The organism is Christiangramia sediminis (assembly GCF_020552705.1).
GTDB classification, from domain to species: Bacteria; Bacteroidota; Bacteroidia; order Flavobacteriales; family Flavobacteriaceae; genus Christiangramia; species Christiangramia sediminis.
Genome location: NZ_JAJBZG010000001.1, coordinates 256,327 through 275,254 on the forward strand (window position 1 = coordinate 256,327; position 18,928 = coordinate 275,254).

Sequence of the window (18,928 nt, forward strand, 5' to 3'; positions counted from 1 at the left end):
ATAATATGGAATTTATATTACAACCATGGCCCTGGTATGTTGCGGGACCACTAATAGCTTTAATAATGTTTCTTCTCATTTTTATGGGGAAACAATTCGGAATGTCTTCGAATCTTCGAACTATTTGTACCATGTGCGGGGCCGATGAGAAAGCAAGTTTTTTTGACTTTAACTGGCGTGCGCAAAAATGGAATCTTATTGTGATTGTTGGTGCAGCAATTGGTGGGTTTATTGCGATGAATTTTTTAACCGCAGATCCTGCGGTAGCAATCAATCCGGAAACTGTGACTACACTTCAGGGACTTGGATTTGATAGTGCAGGCGAGGCTTACCTACCAGATGAACTTTATAGCCTGGAAGCTCTTACCGACTGGAAAGCTTTAAGTATTCTTATAATTGGTGGATTGTTAATAGGTTTTGGAGCAAGATGGGCAGGAGGATGTACTTCCGGACATGCGATCTCAGGTTTAAGTAATTTACAGTTGCCATCTTTAATTGCGGTAACAGGATTCTTTATTGGCGGCCTGGTGATGGTTCATTTATTATTTCCCCTAATATTTTAGAAAATGAGAGTAATAGCATATTTATTTATAGGTATATTTTTCGGAATCGTAATGTTCAAGTCTGAAGCCGCTTCGTGGTTCAGGATCTATGAGATGTTCCAGTTCCAGGCTTTCCATATGTACGGGATCATAGGTTCAGCTTTAATTCTTGGGGTGATTGGCATCCAGTTGATCAAGAAGAAACAAATGAAAGATCTTAATGGAGAGGAAATTCAGTTTATTCCGAAGAAAAAAAGTTTTAGTCGTTATATGTTCGGCGGAATCATTTTCGGACTCGGATGGGCGTTGGCGGGTGCGTGCCCGGGACCAATTTACACTCTTATCGGTGCAGGATATGTTTCGGTGATCGTGGTTTTCCTGGCCGCTATTTTGGGAACTTTTCTCTATGGTTTATTAAGGGATAAACTTCCACATTAAATCCAATAAGATAAAATTAAAAAGGCACTGAAATTTACAGATTTCAGTGCCTTTTAATTGAACCAATTAAGTTCTTTTTTATAATTTGGATCCGGAATTAATTCAATTCACTTTTTCCGCCTTCAGGTATAATTCCTGGGCCTGAATTTTATCTATTATATCTTTTCCTTTTTCGGCTGCTGCCTTCCATTTTTCAGAATCATGGATCTTATCGTAGGTCGCCGAATCTGGCCATACACCTTCCATGAAATATTTATATTCAGCATTCTCGTCGTTAATCTTATAAAGGTGATAGCCAGCTTCAGGATAACCTTCTTCACTTATCGCTTTATTCATTTCTTTTAGAAAATCATTAAGTTGATTTTCACTAATTCCATCCGGAAGCTCGAATAAATGCAGGCTCTTTTTACCGGCTACTTTCCCATTGTTTTTTAATTCTATCTGTATAAGTTCAAATGGATTTTCACCTGTATTTTTAGGTTGATGTTTCGCCCTGTCTACCCATACCACATCACCGCCCTTACCGGCCATTTCCATAGATTTACCATCGGCAGTTTTCATATTTGCCTTATGATCTGTAAGAAAAACGGCTACTCCTTCTGGGTGCTCGTGCATTTTTGAGTCTTCGCCGGGATCGTATTTAATTCGCAATACCCTTACTTTATCGTTTTCTAATTCCACCTTGTAATGATCAGGATCTATTTTGGTTGCATCCTGTGCATTTAGATTTATTAAGGGGAGGAGTAGGAAAAGGGCCAGGGCATGACAAACTATAATTCTTGATTTTTCCATGATTATTAATTTTAATAGAGTATTAATTTGGTGAATTTCGATTATGATAAAACTGATTGATCGCTAAAGCGTTGCAAAGCTTCCCTGGCCGGCCTGAATTTCATATCCAGATCTTTTTTAGCAAGTTCATTGCTATATACTATTCGTGGAGCTTCTTCGGGAGAATTTCCGTTAAGCATTTTAGAAATGTCTGAAATTTTCCAGCTTTCACTTGTAAATAGATAATTCTTGGCATGATTTCCTTTACCCATAGCTACCTTATAGACACCCACAGCCACATCTTCTACATCTACAAGGGCAAACTCCACATCTTCATCAAAGAGTGTTTTGGTGAAAGCATCTGTTGGTTCACCAGACTTGAATAGATGTTGTAAAACTATGGAGGTAGAATCTTCTCTTTTGGATAGGGCATTGCCTATTACCATAACTGGAGAAATGCTCACAATTTCAAAATCTAACTCAGGATTATGCTGAATAAATTTTCGCACGGCCTGGTCTGCATGATATTTAGCCTGGGCATACGGAATATTAGTGGCATCCAGATATGGTTGGTCCAATTCAGTATATAGATGATCTTTCTCCCGGTCTGCTACAGGATACGGAAATGAAGTATTGTAAGCAGCAACAGAAGCTACGAAAATAAGTTTTTCAATATTTTTATTCTCTTTTACAATTTTGAGAAGGTTTTCGGTTCCTCGCACTGTGGGTTCATATAAATCTCTTTGAGGATCTTCAACTCCCAATTTAAAGGGAGTTCCACAATGAATAAGAATATCGCAATCACTCACAAAATCTCTAAGAGTTTCAATATCCTGCACATCTAAAGCCTGGACAGACAGGTTATCTTCATTTCCAAGTTCAAATAGATGTTCATATTTTTCACTCGTGGAAATGTTGGTAACAGATGCTTTAACTTTGTTTTCGGTCTCAAGAAATTTCCTGGTGATATAGCTTCCTATAAAACCTGCTCCTCCGGTTATCCCTATAGTTTTCATAATTTTATTATTCTACTTAAGGGAGTCCTGTGCCTTTGTTCTTGTTTCTTCTAATTTAGTTAGAGCCTGGGTTATTCCCGAATTATCGAAATAAAGATGTTCTTCAACAATCTTTCCATCCTCAAATCTGGCGGTGATATGAACCGGAATATAGACTGTTGAATCATTTTCGGCTATAGTACCCTGCCATTCTCCCCAGAAGTTCACCCAGGTTTCATCAGCATCGGTAACTACCATTTCAAATTCATCCTTAGCATCTGGAAATTCATAGGAAGAAAGTGCAGCATTATTCTCCTGGTGCATAGCCACAACTGCATCTATATTCATTGCTTCCCTACTGTTGTAATACATCTTTACGGTATCAGAAAAATGACTTCTATACTGGTCCCATTCTCCCTTCTCATAATTCTGAATAACTGTTTTTAACGTGCTTATCTCATCAGAATCCTGAGTATATCTTACTGTACTGTCTTCCTTATTAGCCTTATTACAGGATATAAAAAGAAACATGCTGAAAATTATCAATATTGCTTTTTTCATCATCTTAGTTTTGAGTTAGATATGATAGCTCAGGTTTAATATGACCTTTTACAAGTTCTCTTTTGGACATGGTATTTTCAAGTTCAGCAAAGAGTTTTTTTCCTTCTTCTCCAAGCAGCTCCATATTTTCATTTCGCAATTTTTCCATTGCAGCAGCATCTTTTGCTGAAGCAGCTACCATATAATAATTATCCATAGTTCCAAAGCCACTTTTATATACCCGGTAATGAACTTTTGAACCTTTTTCTGTATAAAGTTTCTTAAAGGATTTAGCCAGTTCTTCAGCTTCTTCATCTTTTCCTGGCGGAATATGGTAAAAAACTAACTCTCTATAGTTTTTATCATCAGTATTCTGAGTCATACCCTCTGGCATATAAGAAAGCTCATTATCCAGTCTTAGAATATAATCCCCATGTTTGGTGTAGGTTTCTGCAAAAGGTTCAAAAAGCTTTTCAAAAGCCTCATCTCCCATTTTTTCCTTAAGATCTTCAAATGGATTTTTATCTAGTTCAGCAAAGTTGTTAATAGGGCTGAGGTACATCACGCGATTATCTTCAGCCTGGAAGGTGAGCCAGTCCATTCCTTTCATTTTATGTTCTTTGGCCGCAGCAAGAATGGCTTTGTCAGCCTCAATGTGTTTATTCATCATGCCGTCTTTAACATGATCTTCATGAACTACATACATTTGGTACCGGTCACTTTGTGCTGTTACCGTAATTATCATACACAGCGAAAGTGCTATGAAAAAAATAATAGATCTGATTGATTTCATTGGTCTGGTTTTTTAGTTAATATGCCTGAATTTATAAAGTAAACCCCAGATAAATAGCCACTTTTGGACGTAGAGGATTAATTTATGTCCCGGGGCATATAAATAGTTACCAAAGAGATAATTTCGGGAAGAAGAACAAGAATTTGAAAAATCAGATTACCTGTAAATGACGAAAAAGTTCTAACCTCATGTTTTTACTTAAAGGAAGCGCGTGAGAAGAGATAACCACATGATTACTTCCAATTTCATCTATATGAGCGAGATTTACGATATAAGAGCGGTGAATTCTTAAAAAACGTTTATCCTTAAGTTTATCGTTTACTTCTTTTAAAGTACATACCAGAAGGAATTTTTTATCTTTTGAATAAACCTTACAATAATTGCGATCTGCTTCGATATAATGAATATCATTAAGCGATATTTTTACCATTTTGTCATGGTGCCGAACAAAAATTCTATCCTTTAAAATAGTTTGGAATTCTTTTTGGTGGGGCTTTTTTCTGAAATGGTCCAGAGATTCAGAAATTTCCTTTTTTAATTTCTTCTTCTGGTCTTTTAATTTCTCGGATAGATAAGTCTGTAAAGATTCAGTTTTATTCCTGTTGAAATATAAAACGGAGTGATCTAACTGTGCCGCTTGAGATTCAATTCCATTTAATTGACCTTTTAATTGGTCTTCCATAAGAATAAGATCTGGGACTTCCTGTTCCATAAAGTTTAAAGCATCTTTCGCTCTTGAAAAAATACCAGTAATATGATATCCCAGTTTATTTAACCGCAAAGATAACTTTGCAGCCATGGGAATATTATTTTCGACGATGATGATTTTCGTTTGCCGGGTCATTCAATACGATTTAGTATAAAGATACTGAAACTATTGAAGATCAGTTAAATAACTCCTGATTATCTTAGTTTGGAGCTTTTTGGAGATGCAGGATAGAAAGAAGGTAAACTAATATGATATTTCACAACTACCAGCCTGATACTAATAACCGTAAGTGAGGTAACCAGGTAAATAACATCTGCATCCACTCCCATATCATACAGAATTACATAAGCTAGTGCACCAATTAAACAAGCGGTGGCGTAGATCTCTTTTCTAAAGATCACGGGGATCTCATTACAAAGAATGTCCCGTATGACTCCCCCAAATGTTCCCGTCATGGCACCGAGTGCTACTGAAACTATAGGGTCAAGGCCATTTTGAATTCCGGTTTCAACTCCCGTGATGGTAAATACCCCGAGACCGATAGTATCAAATAGGAAAAGGGATTTTTTCAGATAATTAAGTTTATTTCTAAAGATGATCGCCAGAATGGTGACTACACCAATGAGATAGATATACACAATATTTTCCATCCACATCACCGGGGTACTGCCTATTAGAATATCCCGAACAGTTCCGCCACCAATTGCTGTAACAAAAGCAATAATAAAAATTCCGAAGAGATCCAGTCTTCGGTTCATCGCAGAAAGAGCTCCGGAAATAGCGAAAGCTATGGTTCCCAGCACATCGAGAATTGTAAATAAACTCATTTCCATACTTGGCAAAGGTAATTTTATCTTTTAAATTTGTGTAAAGCCAAATAGATTTCTGGCTTTATTTTTTAGGTTTATCAACAAATAGATGATCTTAATAACAATAGCTGTAAGGTTTGCATCAAACAACCTACTTTTATACAGAGAAAAATAAGTACAATGAGTGATACTATAGAAAGAGTAAAGTGTTTAATTATAGGTTCTGGTCCTGCTGGTTATACTGCGGCAATTTATGCTGCCCGTGCAGACCTTAAACCGGTTATGTATACAGGGATGGAACCTGGCGGACAGTTGACCACAACTACTGAAGTTGATAATTTCCCCGGTTATCCACAAGGAATTGATGGTCCCAAAATGATGATGGAACTTCAGGAACAGGCTGAAAGATTTGGAACTGAAGTAAGAATAGGGATGATCACCGAAGTTGATTTCTCAAAAGAGGTTGGAGGAATTCATAAAGTCTGTGTAGATAATTCTAAATGGATAGAAGCTGAATCTGTGATCATTTCAACAGGAGCGACCGCTAAATATTTAGGATTGCCTAGCGAACAGAAGTTAAGAGGTGGAGGAGTTTCTGCCTGCGCTGTTTGCGACGGTTTCTTCTACAAAGGTCAGGACGTTGCCATCGTAGGTGGTGGAGATACTGCTGCGGAAGAAGCTACCTATCTTTCTAATATTTGTAATAAGGTTACCATGCTGGTTCGTAAGGATTATATGAAAGCTTCCAAAGCAATGCAGCATCGTGTTGAAAATACCAAGAATATTGATCTTAGATACAATACAGAGGTTGACGAGATCCTGGGAGAACAGGTGGTGGAAGGACTCAGAATGGTAAATAACCAGACAGGGGAGAAGGAAGAGATAAAGATCACTGGTTTCTTTGTCGCTATTGGGCATAAACCAAATACCGATATTTTCAAAGGCTGGTTAGATATGGACGATACCGGATATGTGATCACGCAGAGTAAATCTACACGAACTAATATTCCGGGAGTATTTGCCTCGGGTGATGTTCAGGATAAGATCTATCGTCAGGCGGTGACTGCAGCCGGGACAGGTTGTATGGCAGCTTTGGATGCTGAGCGCTATCTTGCCGAGATAGAGACTGAAGAAGATATTCAAAGACCACAAACCAGGCCTGAAACGGTATAATTTTCAGGAGAATATATAAATAAATATCCCGCTCGTGCGGGATTTTTTATTTTAAGATTTACAGCTTTAGTTATCAGTTTTCACCTTTACTTCGCCATCATCAACTTTTACTTTTGATTCACTTCCATCTGCACGGTCAACTTTTTTCTTGTATTCTCCGTCATCTTTTTTGATCTTTATTTCATCACCTTCAGGAGTTTCAATTTTTATTTTATCACCTCCGTCCTTTACTTCTACCTTATTATCGGGATCATCCATCATTCTTTCAACTTCGGTCTTTTCTTTATCCTCGTTATCGGTATTTCTGCATGATACAAAACCAATACTTAGGGCAAGAATTAAAAGGCTGCTTTTAAATAAATTTTTCATGGTTTTACTATTTAAAATTCCGCAGTAAAATTATGCATTAGCCATATCATTCAATCTTATTTCTGAAAACTTTGGGAAATAGCCCTATTTGAAAAGTCCTTTACTAAACTCTTTCTTAGCGATGACGGCTTCATCTTTTAATTCTACAAGATCGATTTGAGGATTGTTATAAACATCAACTTCTGAAGTTCCATTTGCCCTTATTTCCAAAGAGTCACTTACATTTACCCGTACTTCTGAATCACCCTGGGCCAAAACATTCGCTTTGACTGAGGTTAGATTCTCACCATCAAATTTTGAAGATTGATCGGCTCTTATAATAAAATCCTGAATTTCTCCATCAATCCTGGCGGAAGCTTTTTCGTAGATGTCCACCTTAAAAACAGGAGAATTAACCAGAGATTCTACTTTTGAAGACTGGTTTAACTGGTAAATCACTTCAGAAGCGGTAATGTTTAGTTCAGCTTCAGCATCATCATTTTGAATAAGGTTGAAGGTCTTGGAGGTCAGTGTCAGGAAAGCCTTGGATTTCTTTCGAGTCTCTAACTGAAAATTCTCTAAATATAGATCCTGTAAGGATTCAAGTTCCACCTCGCCGGCAATTAAAATATTACGCAAGGTATCTGAAAAGGTAATGGTCAATTCCTGTGATTTGCTACGGCTGAATTCCTTGATGGGTTTGATATAGAGCACCCCATCTATCACTTCGGTCTGGATAAGATCATGCAAATTATCGTCTGCCTCAATTTCAATCATAGGCCGGCTGCCTTTGAGAATACCAATTTTGAATTCTCCTTTGGCCTGAATGGAGTGAAAAGAATTAAGATTATACTGTTCGGTTTTTACATTTCTACTGCCTTTTATTTTATCCTGTGCTTTACAGGAAAATAATACGACTAGCAGGAGTAATGGTAATTTCTTTAACATAAAGTAATTTTATAATTACATCAAATATAAAAAAAGCCTCCGATTGGAGGCCTTATTTATTGATTGATCAGCATTCCAGTATTTTTTGCCTGGCTTCCAGATCCTGAAATATTTCAGTAGATTGTTTTTTTAAATCATGATGTGCGGTCTTTGGTGCCTCTAACTGGGATCCTAATAAAACCCCCATGATGAAACTTATTATAAGGTTGATTAGTGTGCTCATAATTAGTTGTTTATTTCAATTCCGGTACTGTCAATCTTTACACGATTCACTTTTTGATCGTTCACCTCTATCCCCTCGTCATTGATACGAATATTCATTTCTTCCCCATTCACATTGATTCTACCATTAAAATCATCTGAAGTGTCCCAATCTTCAGTTCCTTCCTCATTCCAGGTATTGTCTTCACTGTCCCAGGTATCTGCAGGACAATCTTCACAAATGGTTTCCCCGTCTACAATCTTTAAGAAATGACCTTCCTGTCCGTTTTCCAGTATATCACCGTAATAATCCTGATTGCTGTGAAAGGAGTATGTATTTTCATCTGCATAAAGCGTGGTACCTTCAGGAAGAAACAGGGTAACCTGTACTTCCTGATCACGGTAACCAAACTTTGAGTCTGAAGTCAAATAAGCGTCAAGTAAAAGTTCGTTACCCACGAAGCTGGTAGAATAATTGATATTTTCAGCTCTTTCTTTGGCATCTCTAAAGTTTTTACCTTCAGCATATTTCTCGATTTTTATAGATCCCACGGAATCTTTTGTAGACTTTACAATTAGTCTTATATCTCTTCCGTATAAAATACGATTATTGTTTTCATCATATTTCACTCTAAAATCTGAAGATCTGTGAATACTACTGGAGTATTCAGGATTACTTCTCATTTTTAAGAAAAGAGTATCCTGCGGGGTGATATTCAGCTTTTCAGTTGTTGCAGTTTCTCCGTCAAATGCTCTGTTGGTAGCCTGGCTCACACCTATGACGGTTAGACCTATGATGGAGATCAACCAAAGTCCTAGCAAAGTTAACAAGGCGATTCTTCCGATAGATTTCAAATTCTTCACCAGGATTTTTAGTCCTAATACAAAAAGGAAGAAGAACGGGATTCCTATGGCAAAAAATGCAAGTAAAGAAATAACCCATATTGGTGCTCCGCTGTTCACCATGTCTATATAATCTGTCCACGGAGCTTCGATTATCCCAAATGTTCCCACGGCAAATAGACCTACAAATAATCCTATCAAGGTAGATCCTGCAATTAGCAGTAATAGAATACCAATGAACTTTACAAATAGTTTCAGACAGAACCTGATGATATCACCAAGGGTTGTAGCTGCTGAGCTGGCACCGGCACTTGCCTTTTTACCATATTTCCCATAATCTACATTTTTTACGCTCTCTGAAACATCATGAAAACCCTCACGTATCTTTTTCTCGATATTGCTGACGGTTACCTCCTCTCCGCGCATAGCCAGTTTATCGGCCGTGGTTTTAGCTTCCGGTACAAAGATCCAGAAAGCGATGTATATTAGAATAAACGCACCACTGGAGAAGATGGTCAGTAAGATCCATAATAGTCTTACCCAGATAGTTTCAATTCCAAGATAATGACCAAGGCCTGAAGATACTCCGCCTACATAACCATTTTCGGTATCACGAAATAATTGTTTACCTACTGTTTTTGTAGACTTAGCTTTGCTAGGTTCATCGTCGAAGATCTCCTCATCTACCATATAATCTTCAGGTTGTCCCATGATGGTAATGACTTCTTCAACTTCTTTTATACTTATCACCTGACGGTCATCTTTTCTCTTCTCACTAAATAATTCAGCAATACGAGCCTCGATATCTGAGATGATCTCATCACGTCCCTGTGTATTGGAAAAGGAATGCTTAATAGCCTCCAGATAACGCTGAAGTCTGGCATATGCATCCTCATCTATATGAAAGAAAATGCCGGCAAGATTTATATTTACTGTCTTATTCATGATTCTTCTTTTTTTGAGTGGTTACGATGTTAACTGCAGATTGCAATTCTTCCCAGGTCCCGGTGAGTTCCCTAAGGAATATTTTTCCTGTTTCAGTGAGACCATAATATTTTCTAGGTGGCCCACTGGTGGACTCTTCCCAGCGATAATTGAGTAGTCCCGCATTCTTAAGCCTAGTTAGCAAAGGGTAAATAGTGCCCTCAACAACTAACAATTTTGCGTCTTTTAAAGTATCCAGGATTTCTGCGACGTAGGCGTCTTCATCCCGGAGAACCGAGAGGATGCAGTATTCCAGTACCCCCTTACGCATCTGGGCCTTTGTATTTTCAATCTTCATAGTGTTTGTTTTTGGGTGTCATTAAACTGTTCATTTCCTGATTGATTTTGATGATTAATTTGATCCGGTTTTTCCGAATTCAAAAAATTGATGGTTAGTGGATAATTATACAACTTACCTTCGTTTGCCTTGATACTTGCATTGATGACTGCAAATAATTCAAGAATAAAAAGTCCGAGTAAAATTATTCCCAATATTCCTGCGATGATGAAAAAGGGCAGGGCATCAGAGACATTTTCTATTACAAATGAATCCTGTTCAAAGAATAGCGGCTCTCCAATGGTAAACTTCATACCAAAATAGATGAATGTTGCAGCTCCTACTGCTATTAAGAAAACCGTGTAAAGGAACATGCTTATCTGAAAATTCAGTGCATTTCTTCCGTGATGATCTACAAATGGATCCTCTTTGCGGGAGAGCCATAGCAACATTGGAAATATAAAATTCCCGAGTGGTATAATGTATTTTGTGAATACCGATAGATGAAGTACGGTAGTCAGGGTTTTATTTTGATCGACGTTTTCAGTAGTCATTTTTTAATTTTTTAGATTTTTATACCTGTTACAGGAAAATCGTGGTTAGAAAATAGATATATATAAAAGCTACTGCTATATATATTTGAGTTCGTGTTATTAATGCATTCTGCTGTGTTGGAATTGCAATTACCTGATGTTTAGATGAATTTTTCATGATGATTTTGATTGATAATTATATAACCTATTATATTCTTATACAAATATATGTCTAAAAGAAGGTATTATGCAAAACAAAGTACTGAAATTTAACAATAATTTAAGAATTGGTAACTGGAACTTATTTGCTACTTTTATAAAAAATCATTCTAAAACCTATTAAATGAAGCTCACTCCCTCGAAATTAAACTCTTTCTTAATGTTGAAATTACCAAGCGCCTGGTTATGTGGGGTGAGGGTAAAGCATATAGATAAAACCGAATGTGAGGTAGGGGTAAAGCATCGTTGGATCAATCAAAATCCTTTTAATTCCATGTATTTTGCGGTTCAGGCAATGGCAGCCGAGTTAAGCACCGGCGCATTGGTTATGAATAAGATCCAGAGTTCGAATGCAAAGATCTCTATGTTGGTAGCTCAAAATAAAGCAAGCTTTTCCAAGAAGGCTACAGGTAAGATCAGATTTTCATGTTATGATGGGGAAAAGGTCAATGAGGCCTTAACGAAAACTATAGAAACCGGCGACGGACAAACCTTCTGGATGAAATCTGTAGGTCTAAATGAAGATGGAGTGGAAGTTTCAGTATTTGAATTTGAATGGACCGTAAAAGTTAAAAGTCCTAAACAATAAACTGAAAGTTATTAGCGTAATTATAGAATAAAATTAACCATGCTTAAAGGTTACCGCTTTGAGCTTAATGCTTAAAAAGATGAATGCACACGAAATAGATTATCATATTTACGGAGAAGAAATGCAATACGTCGAGCTGGAGCTTGATCCCCGGGAAGCAGTTATTGCTGAAGCCGGTAATTTCATGATGATGGATGACGGTATTAAAATGGATACCATTTTTGGCGATGGCTCTAAGCAGAATGAAGGATTCCTGGGTAAAGTTCTTGGAGCCGGAAAACGTTTGCTTACCGGGGAAAGTCTCTTTATGACAATTTTCTCCAATGAGATCCAGGGAAAGAAAAAGATAAGTTTTGCCTCCCCGTACCCGGGAAAAGTGATTCCTATAGACCTTACGAGGTTCAATGGAAAGTTCATTTGCCAGAAAGATGCATTTCTTTGTGCTGCCAAAGGCGTTTCTATTGGTATTGAATTCAGTAAAAAATTAGGACGTGGCTTTTTTGGTGGTGAAGGATTTATCATGCAGAAAGTGGAAGGTGACGGGATGGCTTTTGTTCATTCTGGAGGAACCATGGCAAAAAAAGAGTTACAAGCTGGCGAAAAACTTAAAGTAGATACGGGCTGTATTATTGGATTTACTCAAACTGTTGATTATGATATTGAATTTGTTGGAGGAATTCGCAATACTTTATTTGGAGGGGAAGGATTGTTCTTTGCAACCCTAACCGGTCCCGGCACAGTATATATTCAATCCTTACCATTTAGCAGACTAGCCAGCAGGATTCACCAGGCGGCTCCTCAGGGTGGTGGAAAAGACAAAGGTGAAGGTAGTATTCTAGGCGGGATTGGCGATGTAATAAGTGGAGATAACAGGTTTTAATTCTGTTAAATAGATAAAACAATTGTTAAAACACGATAGAATTTATTATATTTAAACATACCAAATAAATCACAAAGCCTATAATATAATTCTACTCATTTTTTTATCAATTTAATCTTAACTTAAATCTTTTCAAATTATGGCGAGAGCGATGTTTGAATACACCAAGACTATACTGGATAAAGTGAGTTTTGATGCTAACCTTTTCTGTAAGGAAGTTAAAAAAGCGATTCAGCGTTTACTGCCTCATGAAATTGAGGAATTGAGATTATGGATCATTGCTTTAACCCGACAGAATCCCGAATTAAATCAATGTTTAATGTATTTAAATACTTAATAGAAAGCGGCTCAAAAGGCCGCTTTTCTAATTATTAACCTGGTATTCTTTCTTTTTATTTAAAGGGCTTATGATCTTAACATTTTGAAAGGTAATAGCTCCTTTCACTACCCCTGCGATGGTGGAACGTATGGCCTCAATGATCTGCATTTTTAGCTCACTGCGGTTATAGATAAGACTTACTTCCCTGGCCGGAACAGGATCTTTGAACATTTTAAGGTGCTTCTTCTCAGATTCTTTGAGGTCCAGCGTATGCAAGTAGGGAAGAAGTGTCATTCCCATCCCTTCATTGGCTAGTTTTATCAGCGTTTCAAAACTACCGCTTTCTAATTGTAACTGATCTCCATCATAATCTCTCGAAGCTTTGCATAGATTGATGATTCCATCCTTAAAGCAATGTCCGTCTTCCAGAAGTAACATTTTATTTATATCCAGGTCTTCCACATCAATTTTTTCAGACATAGATGCTCCTTCACTATTCGGAATATAAGGCACAAAAGGTTCGTAATACAAAACATTTTCTTTGATGCCCTCCACTTCCAGGGGAGTTGCCGCGATAGCAGCATCAAGATGTCCTTCTTTTAGCTTTTCAAGAATAGCTTCGGTATGTAATTCTTCGATCTTCAACTTTACCTTTGGATATTTCTTCATAAAACTACCAATGAACATTGGCAGCAGCGTAGGCATTATCGTGGGAATTACCCCGAGCCTGAAAATACCACCAATAAATCCTTTTTGCTGATCTACGATATCCTGAATACGGTCGCTCTCATTTACAATATTTCTTGCCTGCTGAACGATTTTTTGCCCAACTTCAGTAAGTTGAATCGGCTTTTTGGTCCTATCGAAAATAGTGACTTCCAGCTCTTCTTCTAATTTCTGAATTTGCATGCTCAAAGTTGGTTGAGTTACAAATACTTTCTGAGCCGCTTTAGTGAAGTTCTTATGTTCGGCAACTGCAAGTACATAATGAAGTTGGGTGATTGTCATATAAACAGATTTTGCTTATACAAAGGTATAAGTTTTTCTTATTTAGAATAACAATTAACTTTGATTTATCTATTACAAAATCGGGCTGAGTTAAAGTGGGGGGTAATCCCCCCAAAAACTGAAGGTTTTCTGATTGATCTGTTCATAATCCATTTGATAGTCTGGCATTCCATTAGATGAATTTGGTTTTATGGAATCATTGACTTTAAAGAATATTTAAAACCTGATCTCCATTTCTTTATCAGTACCGTCAAAATCAAAATTTGAATCTCCCCAATTTGGTGGACCATAGATCATAGAATTTCCACTGGTGCCATAATTCTCTGCTGGCATTCCTCCCGCGTCAAAATCCATTTTTCCGTTTCCGTTCTCATCGTGCAACACCACTATAGCATAATTTCCTTCAGGTACATTTTCAAAAACTGCGGTGGCTTGTCCGTTTTTAATTTCAGATTTAACTGAAAACTCAGGTTCCTTCTTCATAAAGCTATCTTCAGAATACATAGCAAAAAGTACTTCTCCATTACTGGAGGTCACATTGGGAACAGTTGCACTTATACTACCTGTTTTTTCTGCTTGTCCATGAACTAATGATCCTAGAAACATGGCAACTAATACGGCGATTGTTTTCATAATACTTTAATTTGTTGATTATGAAACAAACATATAAGCAAATTCAAATTTTCAGAAAATCATCTGACTGAACTGTAGAATATTAGCGCTGAATGGTTTAAAGAAGTCCTCTGGCTTTAATCTCCAGATATTTATTGATAGCATTAATGCTCAGTTCTTTTGGAGGAGTGAGCAAAGTTTGTATTCCATGTCTTTGCAATTCTTTAGACATGAGCAATTTATTATGTACAAATTCTTCTGCAATGGTTTGATGAGCACTCTCGCTCACATTTTTCGGAGTGATATGAGTTAATTTGGTCATTTCAGTATTCTCGAAAAAGATCACAACGAGTAAATGCTGCTTAGCGATCGCTTTTAAATATGGTAACTGCCGCTGCAATGCCGACATATGTTCAAAATTGGTATAAAGCATTAAAAGGCTTCGATGGGTTAAATGCTTTTTTACCCGGGAATACAATAAGCTGAAATCACTGTCATAAAATTCTGTATCTACATTATAAAGAGCGTCCATGATCCTATTTAGCTGACTCAGTTTTGAACTGGCTTTCTGAAGTTTATCGATCTTATTCGAGAAAGAAAGCATTCCTACTTTATCTTTTTTCTTTAAGGCAACATTAGAAAAGGCAAGAGCGCTATTAATAGCATAGTCTAATAAACTGAGACCTTCAAACGGCATTTTCATCATTCGGCCACAGTCAATAACCGAATAGACCGGTTGAGACCTCTCATCCTGGAATTGATTGACCATTAATTGGTTATTTTTTGCCGTGGCCTTCCAGTTGATGGTTCTAACATCATCCCCACGCACATATTCCTTGATCTGTTCAAATTCCATAGTATGCCCAATTCTACGGATTCGTTTTATACCATGCAAATCGATCTTTTGATCCAGCGCCATAAAATCGAGCTTCTTCATTTGAATAAAAGAGGGATAGACCTTAACCATCTGGTCTTTATTAAAAATATACCTTCTTTTGGCAAGTCTTAAGATTGTAGAGATATATATATTAAGGTTTCCAAAAATATATTCTCCTCGCTTCAATGGTTTGAGCAGGTATTCAAAACTTGTTTTTTTATAAGCCGGGATTTCTAATGTTTTCAGGAAATCTCTTTTTTGAAATTGAACAGGAATTTCATCAATGATTTCCGAATAGATCTTAAATCCGTAATTATTTTGAATAGTTACCAGAACGGTATTTTCATCTGAATTTGAGAATTTTTCCGGTAAAACTCGGTCAACATTTATCGAAACCTTGCTGTAAAGGGCAATAATATCAGTAAATATCAAAACTCCCATGACTGCAGTCAGAGTCCAGGTAATGCTATATAAAGCTTCAAACCAGAATGAGATAAGAAACAGTATAGATATACCGAATAAGGCATAAAATACCGTCTTTCCAAAATATAATGATCTGATGAATTTTAGCACTATCGGGGAATTTCTACAGATTGCGTGATCATATCTATAACACTGCCGGCCGTCATTCCTTCCATTTCTCTGTCTGGAGAAAGAATTAGTCGGTGAGCCAAAACGGGTTTTAAAGAATTCTTGATATCTTCCGGAATCACAAAATCACGTCCATTCACTGCGGCAAAAGCTTTTGAGGCGTTCATCACCGCAATAGAAGCTCTCGGGCTCGCACCCAAATAGAGGTGTGGATGATTTCTGGTTTTATGGATGAGTTCAGCAATATAATTTAGAAGTTTTTCCTCCACAATGATCTCATGGATCTGGTCTCGTAACTCTGAAATTTTCTTAGGCTCAAGTACCGCTTCAATCTCTGTTTCCGGAAGTTTCCCTTTCCTTTCATGATGAGTTTGAAGGATCTTTACTTCATCTTCAAGCTCAGGATAACCTACTTCAATTTTGAATAGAAATCTGTCCAGCTGGGCTTCAGGCAGCGCATAAGTGCCTTCCTGCTCTATTGGATTTTGGGTCGCCAGAACCATAAAAGGGGCCTCCATTTTGTACAATTTACCATCCATGGTTACCTGCCTTTCTTCCATCACCTCAAAGAGAGCGGCCTGGGTTTTCGCCGGAGCCCGGTTTATTTCATCTATAAGCACGATATTAGAGAAAACAGGACCTTTCTTGAATTCAAATTCAGAGGTCTTCGTGTTGAAAATTGAAGTTCCAAGAACATCACTAGGCATAAGGTCTGGAGTAAACTGAATCCGGCTAAAATTAGTCTTCAAGGATTTAGCGAATAATTTGGCGGTGATCGTTTTGGCCACCCCCGGCACTCCTTCAATTAGTACATGACCATTAGCCAATAAACCTACGATCAAAAGTTCTACAAAATTATCCTGACCTACAATTACCCTTGAAAGTTGAGCCTTTAAACTTTCCACAGCATTGCTAAGGCCTTCCAGCGGAATTCTGTTCTCAAACTTTAATTCTTCTTTATTTTGATTCACTTCCTGGTTTTCCATCGTGCTTTTTAAATGTGTTTATACTATTGCTTAGTTCGAAGAATTGGTCCTTTTCATTTTCGTAATTCTTCTGAAAATTAAAGATTATTTCGAAAAGCTTTTTGGTTCTTTCTATACTATTTTCGCTTTTCACAGAGAGATGCCGGTAAAATTCCTCATTGATATTCGAGGGATCCAATCTATATTGATTCCTGATATACTCCATAAAGAGTGAAATTTTTTTTAGGCCCAGCTCATGATATTTCTTTTGTTCCAGATATAAACTGGACATGGTGTGGGTAAACTCATACGATCGGTTTTTTAATGGCTCTACCACAGGAATTGAACGTTGTTTACGTTTCCCTTCAAATAATATAAAAAGGATGGCCGCAATGATCACAAAATAATAAGCCCATTTTAGCGGTCGGTTATTTAATAAAATGTACAGGGGAGAGGTGAAGAAGCCTTTTCCAGATTTATAATAAGAATCCCATAGAACCGGTTTGTTTTTCAGGTATGATAATAGCGCTTCACTATACCTGTAATTGGTATTTTTAAGTAGAAAGTAATTACTGAAGGCCTGCGGTGCAGAATGCAGAAAAATTTCACCTTCACCAAATTCTGTTTTTATAAAATTGATCTTTATATCACTTCTTTTTTCGCCAAAACTAGAAGTTCCCAGCACTACCTGCTTGGTGGTGTCTATTTCATCAAAATAAACTGCTGGCAGATCCTGATCGAATTCAAGAGGTTTTTCAAACTTCAAATTTGAATTCACCAGATTAAGTGCAGGCCTGGATTTAAATCCATCGGCATCAATAAATGATGATAATTTGACTTTTAGCGTGTCTTCCAGTTTCTCTCCAAAGTTATAGGCAGAAATAAATAAAGTATTTCCTTCTGAAACCCAATTTAGAACGTCCGCCAGTTCATCTTTATCAAAAGCCACATAATTATTCAAGAAGAAATACGTACCCTGAGAAGCCTGGTCATTAAGATATTCATAAGGAGGTATTTTGATCTCTTTTATATTTTCAGGATTCTCATTTTTCCAGATTTCATAAAATATGAAAGCTCCTAAAGGGATTTTATCTGTTTTGGTATAGCTGGGAGTCCAGTTAATGGGATCTGGTTCAGAACTTTCCAGCCAGGTAAGAGAAATGACCAGTAACAGGAACAAACCGAAGGCGATCTTATAGGTTCTATTCATGTTTCAGATTTTTTAATGCATCTTCCATCCTGATAAAACCCTTTTCTGCCAGCTTAAAATCAGCTTCTGATACCTGGAAACTTCCATACCAGATAAACTCATATAGCTTGGTGATATTGGTGAACTGTTCTCGAATTTTCTTATTGATTATTTCATTGGAATAATCCTTATTTGTTTTCTGATATTCATAGTGAATAAGTTCCAGCTCATCCAGTTTTCGTAGTTCCTGCAGGTAATAATAGCGCACCGCAAGCCGAAATTGGCCATTTTGAATAGCTTCCTTCATCAGCGCCGAGAGATCTTCATTTTTTATAAGTTCTTCTTCTTCATAAAGAAAAACCTCACTGGTCCTGGGATTTTGCAAGATTTTTCCACCTGGATTCAATTTTGAAAATAACCAGGCTATAAGTCCAAGTAATGCAAGGATAAATAATACCGGAATTACCGCAGCAATAGCAGCCAGAATGCTATTTGCCTTATAATCTCCAAAAAACCAGTTAATGAACTGGTTGTATTTTGCATTGATCCATTTTTTGAAACGGGTCCACCAGTTGTCTTTTTCAACATTCGTAATGTAGTCGAAGTCTTCTTCAGATTTATATTTTTCAATCTGACTTTCATTAAGCTCAACCGGTGTTAAATTGGAAGTTCGATCATATCTTATCTCCTTTTTTTGAGTCAGAGAATCGGTTTCCTGAGGATAAAGTATTCCGAAGGAAAAGAATAAAAGAATGATTAAAAATCTCTTTTTCAA

The 18,928-nt window shown here is 37.1% G+C and carries 24 protein-coding genes; 6 read left to right on the plus strand and 18 right to left on the minus strand.

Annotated elements, in window-relative coordinates; all coding sequences use genetic code 11:
• The first annotated feature begins 5 nt into the window (after positions 1-5).
• Both LGQ90_RS01245 and LGQ90_RS01250 read left to right on the plus strand, forming a co-directional pair.
• Complete coding sequence (locus LGQ90_RS01245) at positions 6-563, plus strand: YeeE/YedE family protein (RefSeq protein WP_229337319.1); 558 nt, start codon at positions 6-8, stop codon at positions 561-563.
• Positions 564-566: 3 nt separating this feature from the next.
• Entirely contained in the window at positions 567-980 is a 414-nt protein-coding gene (locus LGQ90_RS01250) for a YeeE/YedE family protein (protein ID WP_229337321.1), read from the plus strand.
• 102 nt (positions 981-1,082) lie between these two features.
• On the opposite strand, the gene LGQ90_RS01255 is transcribed toward LGQ90_RS01250, so the two are convergent.
• From LGQ90_RS01255 to LGQ90_RS01280, 6 genes are all read right to left on the minus strand, one after another.
• Positions 1,083-1,772: a cupin domain-containing protein gene (locus tag LGQ90_RS01255; protein WP_229337323.1), complete on the minus strand. Its 690-nt coding sequence runs from the start codon at positions 1,770-1,772 to the stop codon at positions 1,083-1,085.
• A 41-nt stretch (positions 1,773-1,813) separates the two neighbouring features.
• The gene (locus tag LGQ90_RS01260; RefSeq protein ID WP_229337324.1) at positions 1,814-2,767 is read right to left on the minus strand and encodes an NAD-dependent epimerase/dehydratase family protein; all 954 of its coding nucleotides are present in this window, start codon (positions 2,765-2,767) and stop codon (positions 1,814-1,816) included.
• A 12-nt stretch (positions 2,768-2,779) separates the two neighbouring features.
• Entirely contained in the window at positions 2,780-3,307 is a 528-nt protein-coding gene (locus tag LGQ90_RS01265; protein WP_229337326.1) for an ester cyclase, read from the minus strand.
• A 4-nt stretch (positions 3,308-3,311) separates the two neighbouring features.
• On the minus strand, positions 3,312-4,079 hold the full coding sequence (locus LGQ90_RS01270) for a hypothetical protein (RefSeq protein WP_229337328.1): 768 nt from the start codon (positions 4,077-4,079) through the stop codon (positions 3,312-3,314).
• Between the two features lie 151 nt (positions 4,080-4,230).
• A complete protein-coding gene (locus tag LGQ90_RS01275; RefSeq protein ID WP_229337330.1) occupies positions 4,231-4,923 on the minus strand; it encodes a LytR/AlgR family response regulator transcription factor in 693 nt (230 codons plus the stop codon).
• 59 nt (positions 4,924-4,982) lie between these two features.
• On the minus strand, positions 4,983-5,621 hold the full coding sequence (locus LGQ90_RS01280; protein ID WP_229337332.1) for a trimeric intracellular cation channel family protein: 639 nt from the start codon (positions 5,619-5,621) through the stop codon (positions 4,983-4,985).
• 156 nt (positions 5,622-5,777) lie between these two features.
• Here LGQ90_RS01280 and trxB point away from each other — a divergent pair, with 156 nt between their 5' ends.
• Positions 5,778-6,770 carry a thioredoxin-disulfide reductase gene (gene trxB, locus LGQ90_RS01285; RefSeq protein ID WP_229337334.1) on the plus strand — a complete coding sequence of 331 codons (993 nt, stop codon included), beginning with the start codon at positions 5,778-5,780 and terminating at the stop codon, positions 6,768-6,770.
• A gap of 66 nt (positions 6,771-6,836) precedes the next feature.
• On the opposite strand, the gene LGQ90_RS01290 is transcribed toward trxB, so the two are convergent.
• The 6 genes from LGQ90_RS01290 to LGQ90_RS01315 all read right to left on the minus strand — a co-directional run bounded on the left by LGQ90_RS01290 (position 6,837) and on the right by LGQ90_RS01315 (position 10,925).
• Positions 6,837-7,139 carry a hypothetical protein gene (locus LGQ90_RS01290; protein ID WP_229337336.1) on the minus strand — a complete coding sequence of 101 codons (303 nt, stop codon included), beginning with the start codon at positions 7,137-7,139 and terminating at the stop codon, positions 6,837-6,839.
• An 84-nt stretch (positions 7,140-7,223) separates the two neighbouring features.
• The gene (locus LGQ90_RS01295; protein ID WP_229337338.1) at positions 7,224-8,066 is read right to left on the minus strand and encodes a GIN domain-containing protein; all 843 of its coding nucleotides are present in this window, start codon (positions 8,064-8,066) and stop codon (positions 7,224-7,226) included.
• 67 nt (positions 8,067-8,133) lie between these two features.
• The gene (locus LGQ90_RS01300) at positions 8,134-8,289 is read right to left on the minus strand and encodes a hypothetical protein (RefSeq protein WP_229337340.1); all 156 of its coding nucleotides are present in this window, start codon (positions 8,287-8,289) and stop codon (positions 8,134-8,136) included.
• Between the two features lie 2 nt (positions 8,290-8,291).
• Positions 8,292-10,055 carry a PspC domain-containing protein gene (locus LGQ90_RS01305; RefSeq protein ID WP_229337342.1) on the minus strand — a complete coding sequence of 588 codons (1,764 nt, stop codon included), beginning with the start codon at positions 10,053-10,055 and terminating at the stop codon, positions 8,292-8,294.
• Entirely contained in the window at positions 10,048-10,392 is a 345-nt protein-coding gene (locus LGQ90_RS01310) for a PadR family transcriptional regulator (RefSeq protein ID WP_089664992.1), read from the minus strand. The genes LGQ90_RS01305 and LGQ90_RS01310 overlap by 8 nt, the downstream gene beginning before the upstream one ends.
• On the minus strand, positions 10,389-10,925 hold the full coding sequence (locus LGQ90_RS01315) for a DUF4870 domain-containing protein (RefSeq protein WP_229337344.1): 537 nt from the start codon (positions 10,923-10,925) through the stop codon (positions 10,389-10,391). Before LGQ90_RS01315 ends, LGQ90_RS01310 begins: the two co-directional genes overlap by 4 nt.
• Positions 10,926-11,247: 322 nt before the next feature.
• Here LGQ90_RS01315 and LGQ90_RS01320 point away from each other — a divergent pair, with 322 nt between their 5' ends.
• The 3 genes from LGQ90_RS01320 to LGQ90_RS01330 all read left to right on the plus strand — a co-directional run bounded on the left by LGQ90_RS01320 (position 11,248) and on the right by LGQ90_RS01330 (position 12,929).
• Complete coding sequence (locus LGQ90_RS01320; RefSeq protein ID WP_229337346.1) at positions 11,248-11,712, plus strand: DUF4442 domain-containing protein; 465 nt, start codon at positions 11,248-11,250, stop codon at positions 11,710-11,712.
• A 79-nt stretch (positions 11,713-11,791) separates the two neighbouring features.
• Positions 11,792-12,592, plus strand: coding sequence for a TIGR00266 family protein (locus tag LGQ90_RS01325; RefSeq protein WP_229337348.1), 801 nt, complete (start codon positions 11,792-11,794; stop codon positions 12,590-12,592).
• A gap of 139 nt (positions 12,593-12,731) precedes the next feature.
• Positions 12,732-12,929: a hypothetical protein gene (locus LGQ90_RS01330; protein WP_229337350.1), complete on the plus strand. Its 198-nt coding sequence runs from the start codon at positions 12,732-12,734 to the stop codon at positions 12,927-12,929.
• A 27-nt stretch (positions 12,930-12,956) separates the two neighbouring features.
• Here LGQ90_RS01330 and LGQ90_RS01335 read toward each other — a convergent pair whose 3' ends face one another.
• The 6 genes from LGQ90_RS01335 to LGQ90_RS01360 all read right to left on the minus strand — a co-directional run bounded on the left by LGQ90_RS01335 (position 12,957) and on the right by LGQ90_RS01360 (position 18,928).
• Positions 12,957-13,919, minus strand: a complete 963-nt coding sequence (locus tag LGQ90_RS01335) for a LysR substrate-binding domain-containing protein (protein ID WP_229337352.1) — start codon at positions 13,917-13,919, stop codon at positions 12,957-12,959.
• Positions 13,920-14,135: 216 nt separating this feature from the next.
• Entirely contained in the window at positions 14,136-14,552 is a 417-nt protein-coding gene (locus LGQ90_RS01340; protein WP_229337354.1) for a DUF2141 domain-containing protein, read from the minus strand.
• A 97-nt stretch (positions 14,553-14,649) separates the two neighbouring features.
• A complete protein-coding gene (locus LGQ90_RS01345) occupies positions 14,650-15,981 on the minus strand; it encodes a DUF58 domain-containing protein (RefSeq protein WP_229337355.1) in 1,332 nt (443 codons plus the stop codon).
• Positions 15,981-16,985, minus strand: a complete 1,005-nt coding sequence (locus tag LGQ90_RS01350) for an AAA family ATPase (protein ID WP_229337357.1) — start codon at positions 16,983-16,985, stop codon at positions 15,981-15,983. The genes LGQ90_RS01345 and LGQ90_RS01350 overlap by 1 nt, the downstream gene beginning before the upstream one ends.
• Positions 16,957-18,174 carry a DUF4350 domain-containing protein gene (locus LGQ90_RS01355; RefSeq protein ID WP_229337359.1) on the minus strand — a complete coding sequence of 406 codons (1,218 nt, stop codon included), beginning with the start codon at positions 18,172-18,174 and terminating at the stop codon, positions 16,957-16,959. The genes LGQ90_RS01350 and LGQ90_RS01355 overlap by 29 nt, the downstream gene beginning before the upstream one ends.
• Positions 18,167-18,928, minus strand: coding sequence for a DUF4129 domain-containing protein (locus LGQ90_RS01360; protein WP_229337361.1), 762 nt, complete (start codon positions 18,926-18,928; stop codon positions 18,167-18,169). Before LGQ90_RS01360 ends, LGQ90_RS01355 begins: the two co-directional genes overlap by 8 nt.

Coding starts and splice junctions, on each gene's coding strand:
- LGQ90_RS01355 (WP_229337359.1), bottom strand. CDS start 18,174: ATGAATAGAACCTATAAGATCGCCTTCGGTTTGTTCCTGTTACTGGTC.
- LGQ90_RS01300 (WP_229337340.1), bottom strand. CDS start 8,289: ATGAGCACACTAATCAACCTTATAATAAGTTTCATCATGGGGGTTTTA.
- LGQ90_RS01255 (WP_229337323.1), bottom strand. CDS start 1,772: ATGGAAAAATCAAGAATTATAGTTTGTCATGCCCTGGCCCTTTTCCTA.
- LGQ90_RS01275 (WP_229337330.1), bottom strand. CDS start 4,923: ATGACCCGGCAAACGAAAATCATCATCGTCGAAAATAATATTCCCATG.
- LGQ90_RS01330 (WP_229337350.1), top strand. CDS start 12,732: ATGGCGAGAGCGATGTTTGAATACACCAAGACTATACTGGATAAAGTG.
- LGQ90_RS01290 (WP_229337336.1), bottom strand. CDS start 7,139: ATGAAAAATTTATTTAAAAGCAGCCTTTTAATTCTTGCCCTAAGTATT.
- LGQ90_RS01280 (WP_229337332.1), bottom strand. CDS start 5,621: ATGGAAATGAGTTTATTTACAATTCTCGATGTGCTGGGAACCATAGCT.
- LGQ90_RS01245 (WP_229337319.1), top strand. CDS start 6: ATGGAATTTATATTACAACCATGGCCCTGGTATGTTGCGGGACCACTA.
- LGQ90_RS01310 (WP_089664992.1), bottom strand. CDS start 10,392: ATGAAGATTGAAAATACAAAGGCCCAGATGCGTAAGGGGGTACTGGAA.
- LGQ90_RS01250 (WP_229337321.1), top strand. CDS start 567: ATGAGAGTAATAGCATATTTATTTATAGGTATATTTTTCGGAATCGTA.
- LGQ90_RS01335 (WP_229337352.1), bottom strand. CDS start 13,919: ATGACAATCACCCAACTTCATTATGTACTTGCAGTTGCCGAACATAAG.
- LGQ90_RS01350 (WP_229337357.1), bottom strand. CDS start 16,985: ATGGAAAACCAGGAAGTGAATCAAAATAAAGAAGAATTAAAGTTTGAG.
- LGQ90_RS01320 (WP_229337346.1), top strand. CDS start 11,248: ATGAAGCTCACTCCCTCGAAATTAAACTCTTTCTTAATGTTGAAATTA.
- LGQ90_RS01295 (WP_229337338.1), bottom strand. CDS start 8,066: ATGTTAAAGAAATTACCATTACTCCTGCTAGTCGTATTATTTTCCTGT.
- LGQ90_RS01315 (WP_229337344.1), bottom strand. CDS start 10,925: ATGACTACTGAAAACGTCGATCAAAATAAAACCCTGACTACCGTACTT.
- LGQ90_RS01305 (WP_229337342.1), bottom strand. CDS start 10,055: ATGAATAAGACAGTAAATATAAATCTTGCCGGCATTTTCTTTCATATA.
- LGQ90_RS01325 (WP_229337348.1), top strand. CDS start 11,792: ATGAATGCACACGAAATAGATTATCATATTTACGGAGAAGAAATGCAA.
- LGQ90_RS01260 (WP_229337324.1), bottom strand. CDS start 2,767: ATGAAAACTATAGGGATAACCGGAGGAGCAGGTTTTATAGGAAGCTAT.
- LGQ90_RS01265 (WP_229337326.1), bottom strand. CDS start 3,307: ATGAAAAAAGCAATATTGATAATTTTCAGCATGTTTCTTTTTATATCC.
- trxB (WP_229337334.1), top strand. CDS start 5,778: ATGAGTGATACTATAGAAAGAGTAAAGTGTTTAATTATAGGTTCTGGT.
- LGQ90_RS01270 (WP_229337328.1), bottom strand. CDS start 4,079: ATGAAATCAATCAGATCTATTATTTTTTTCATAGCACTTTCGCTGTGT.
- LGQ90_RS01340 (WP_229337354.1), bottom strand. CDS start 14,552: ATGAAAACAATCGCCGTATTAGTTGCCATGTTTCTAGGATCATTAGTT.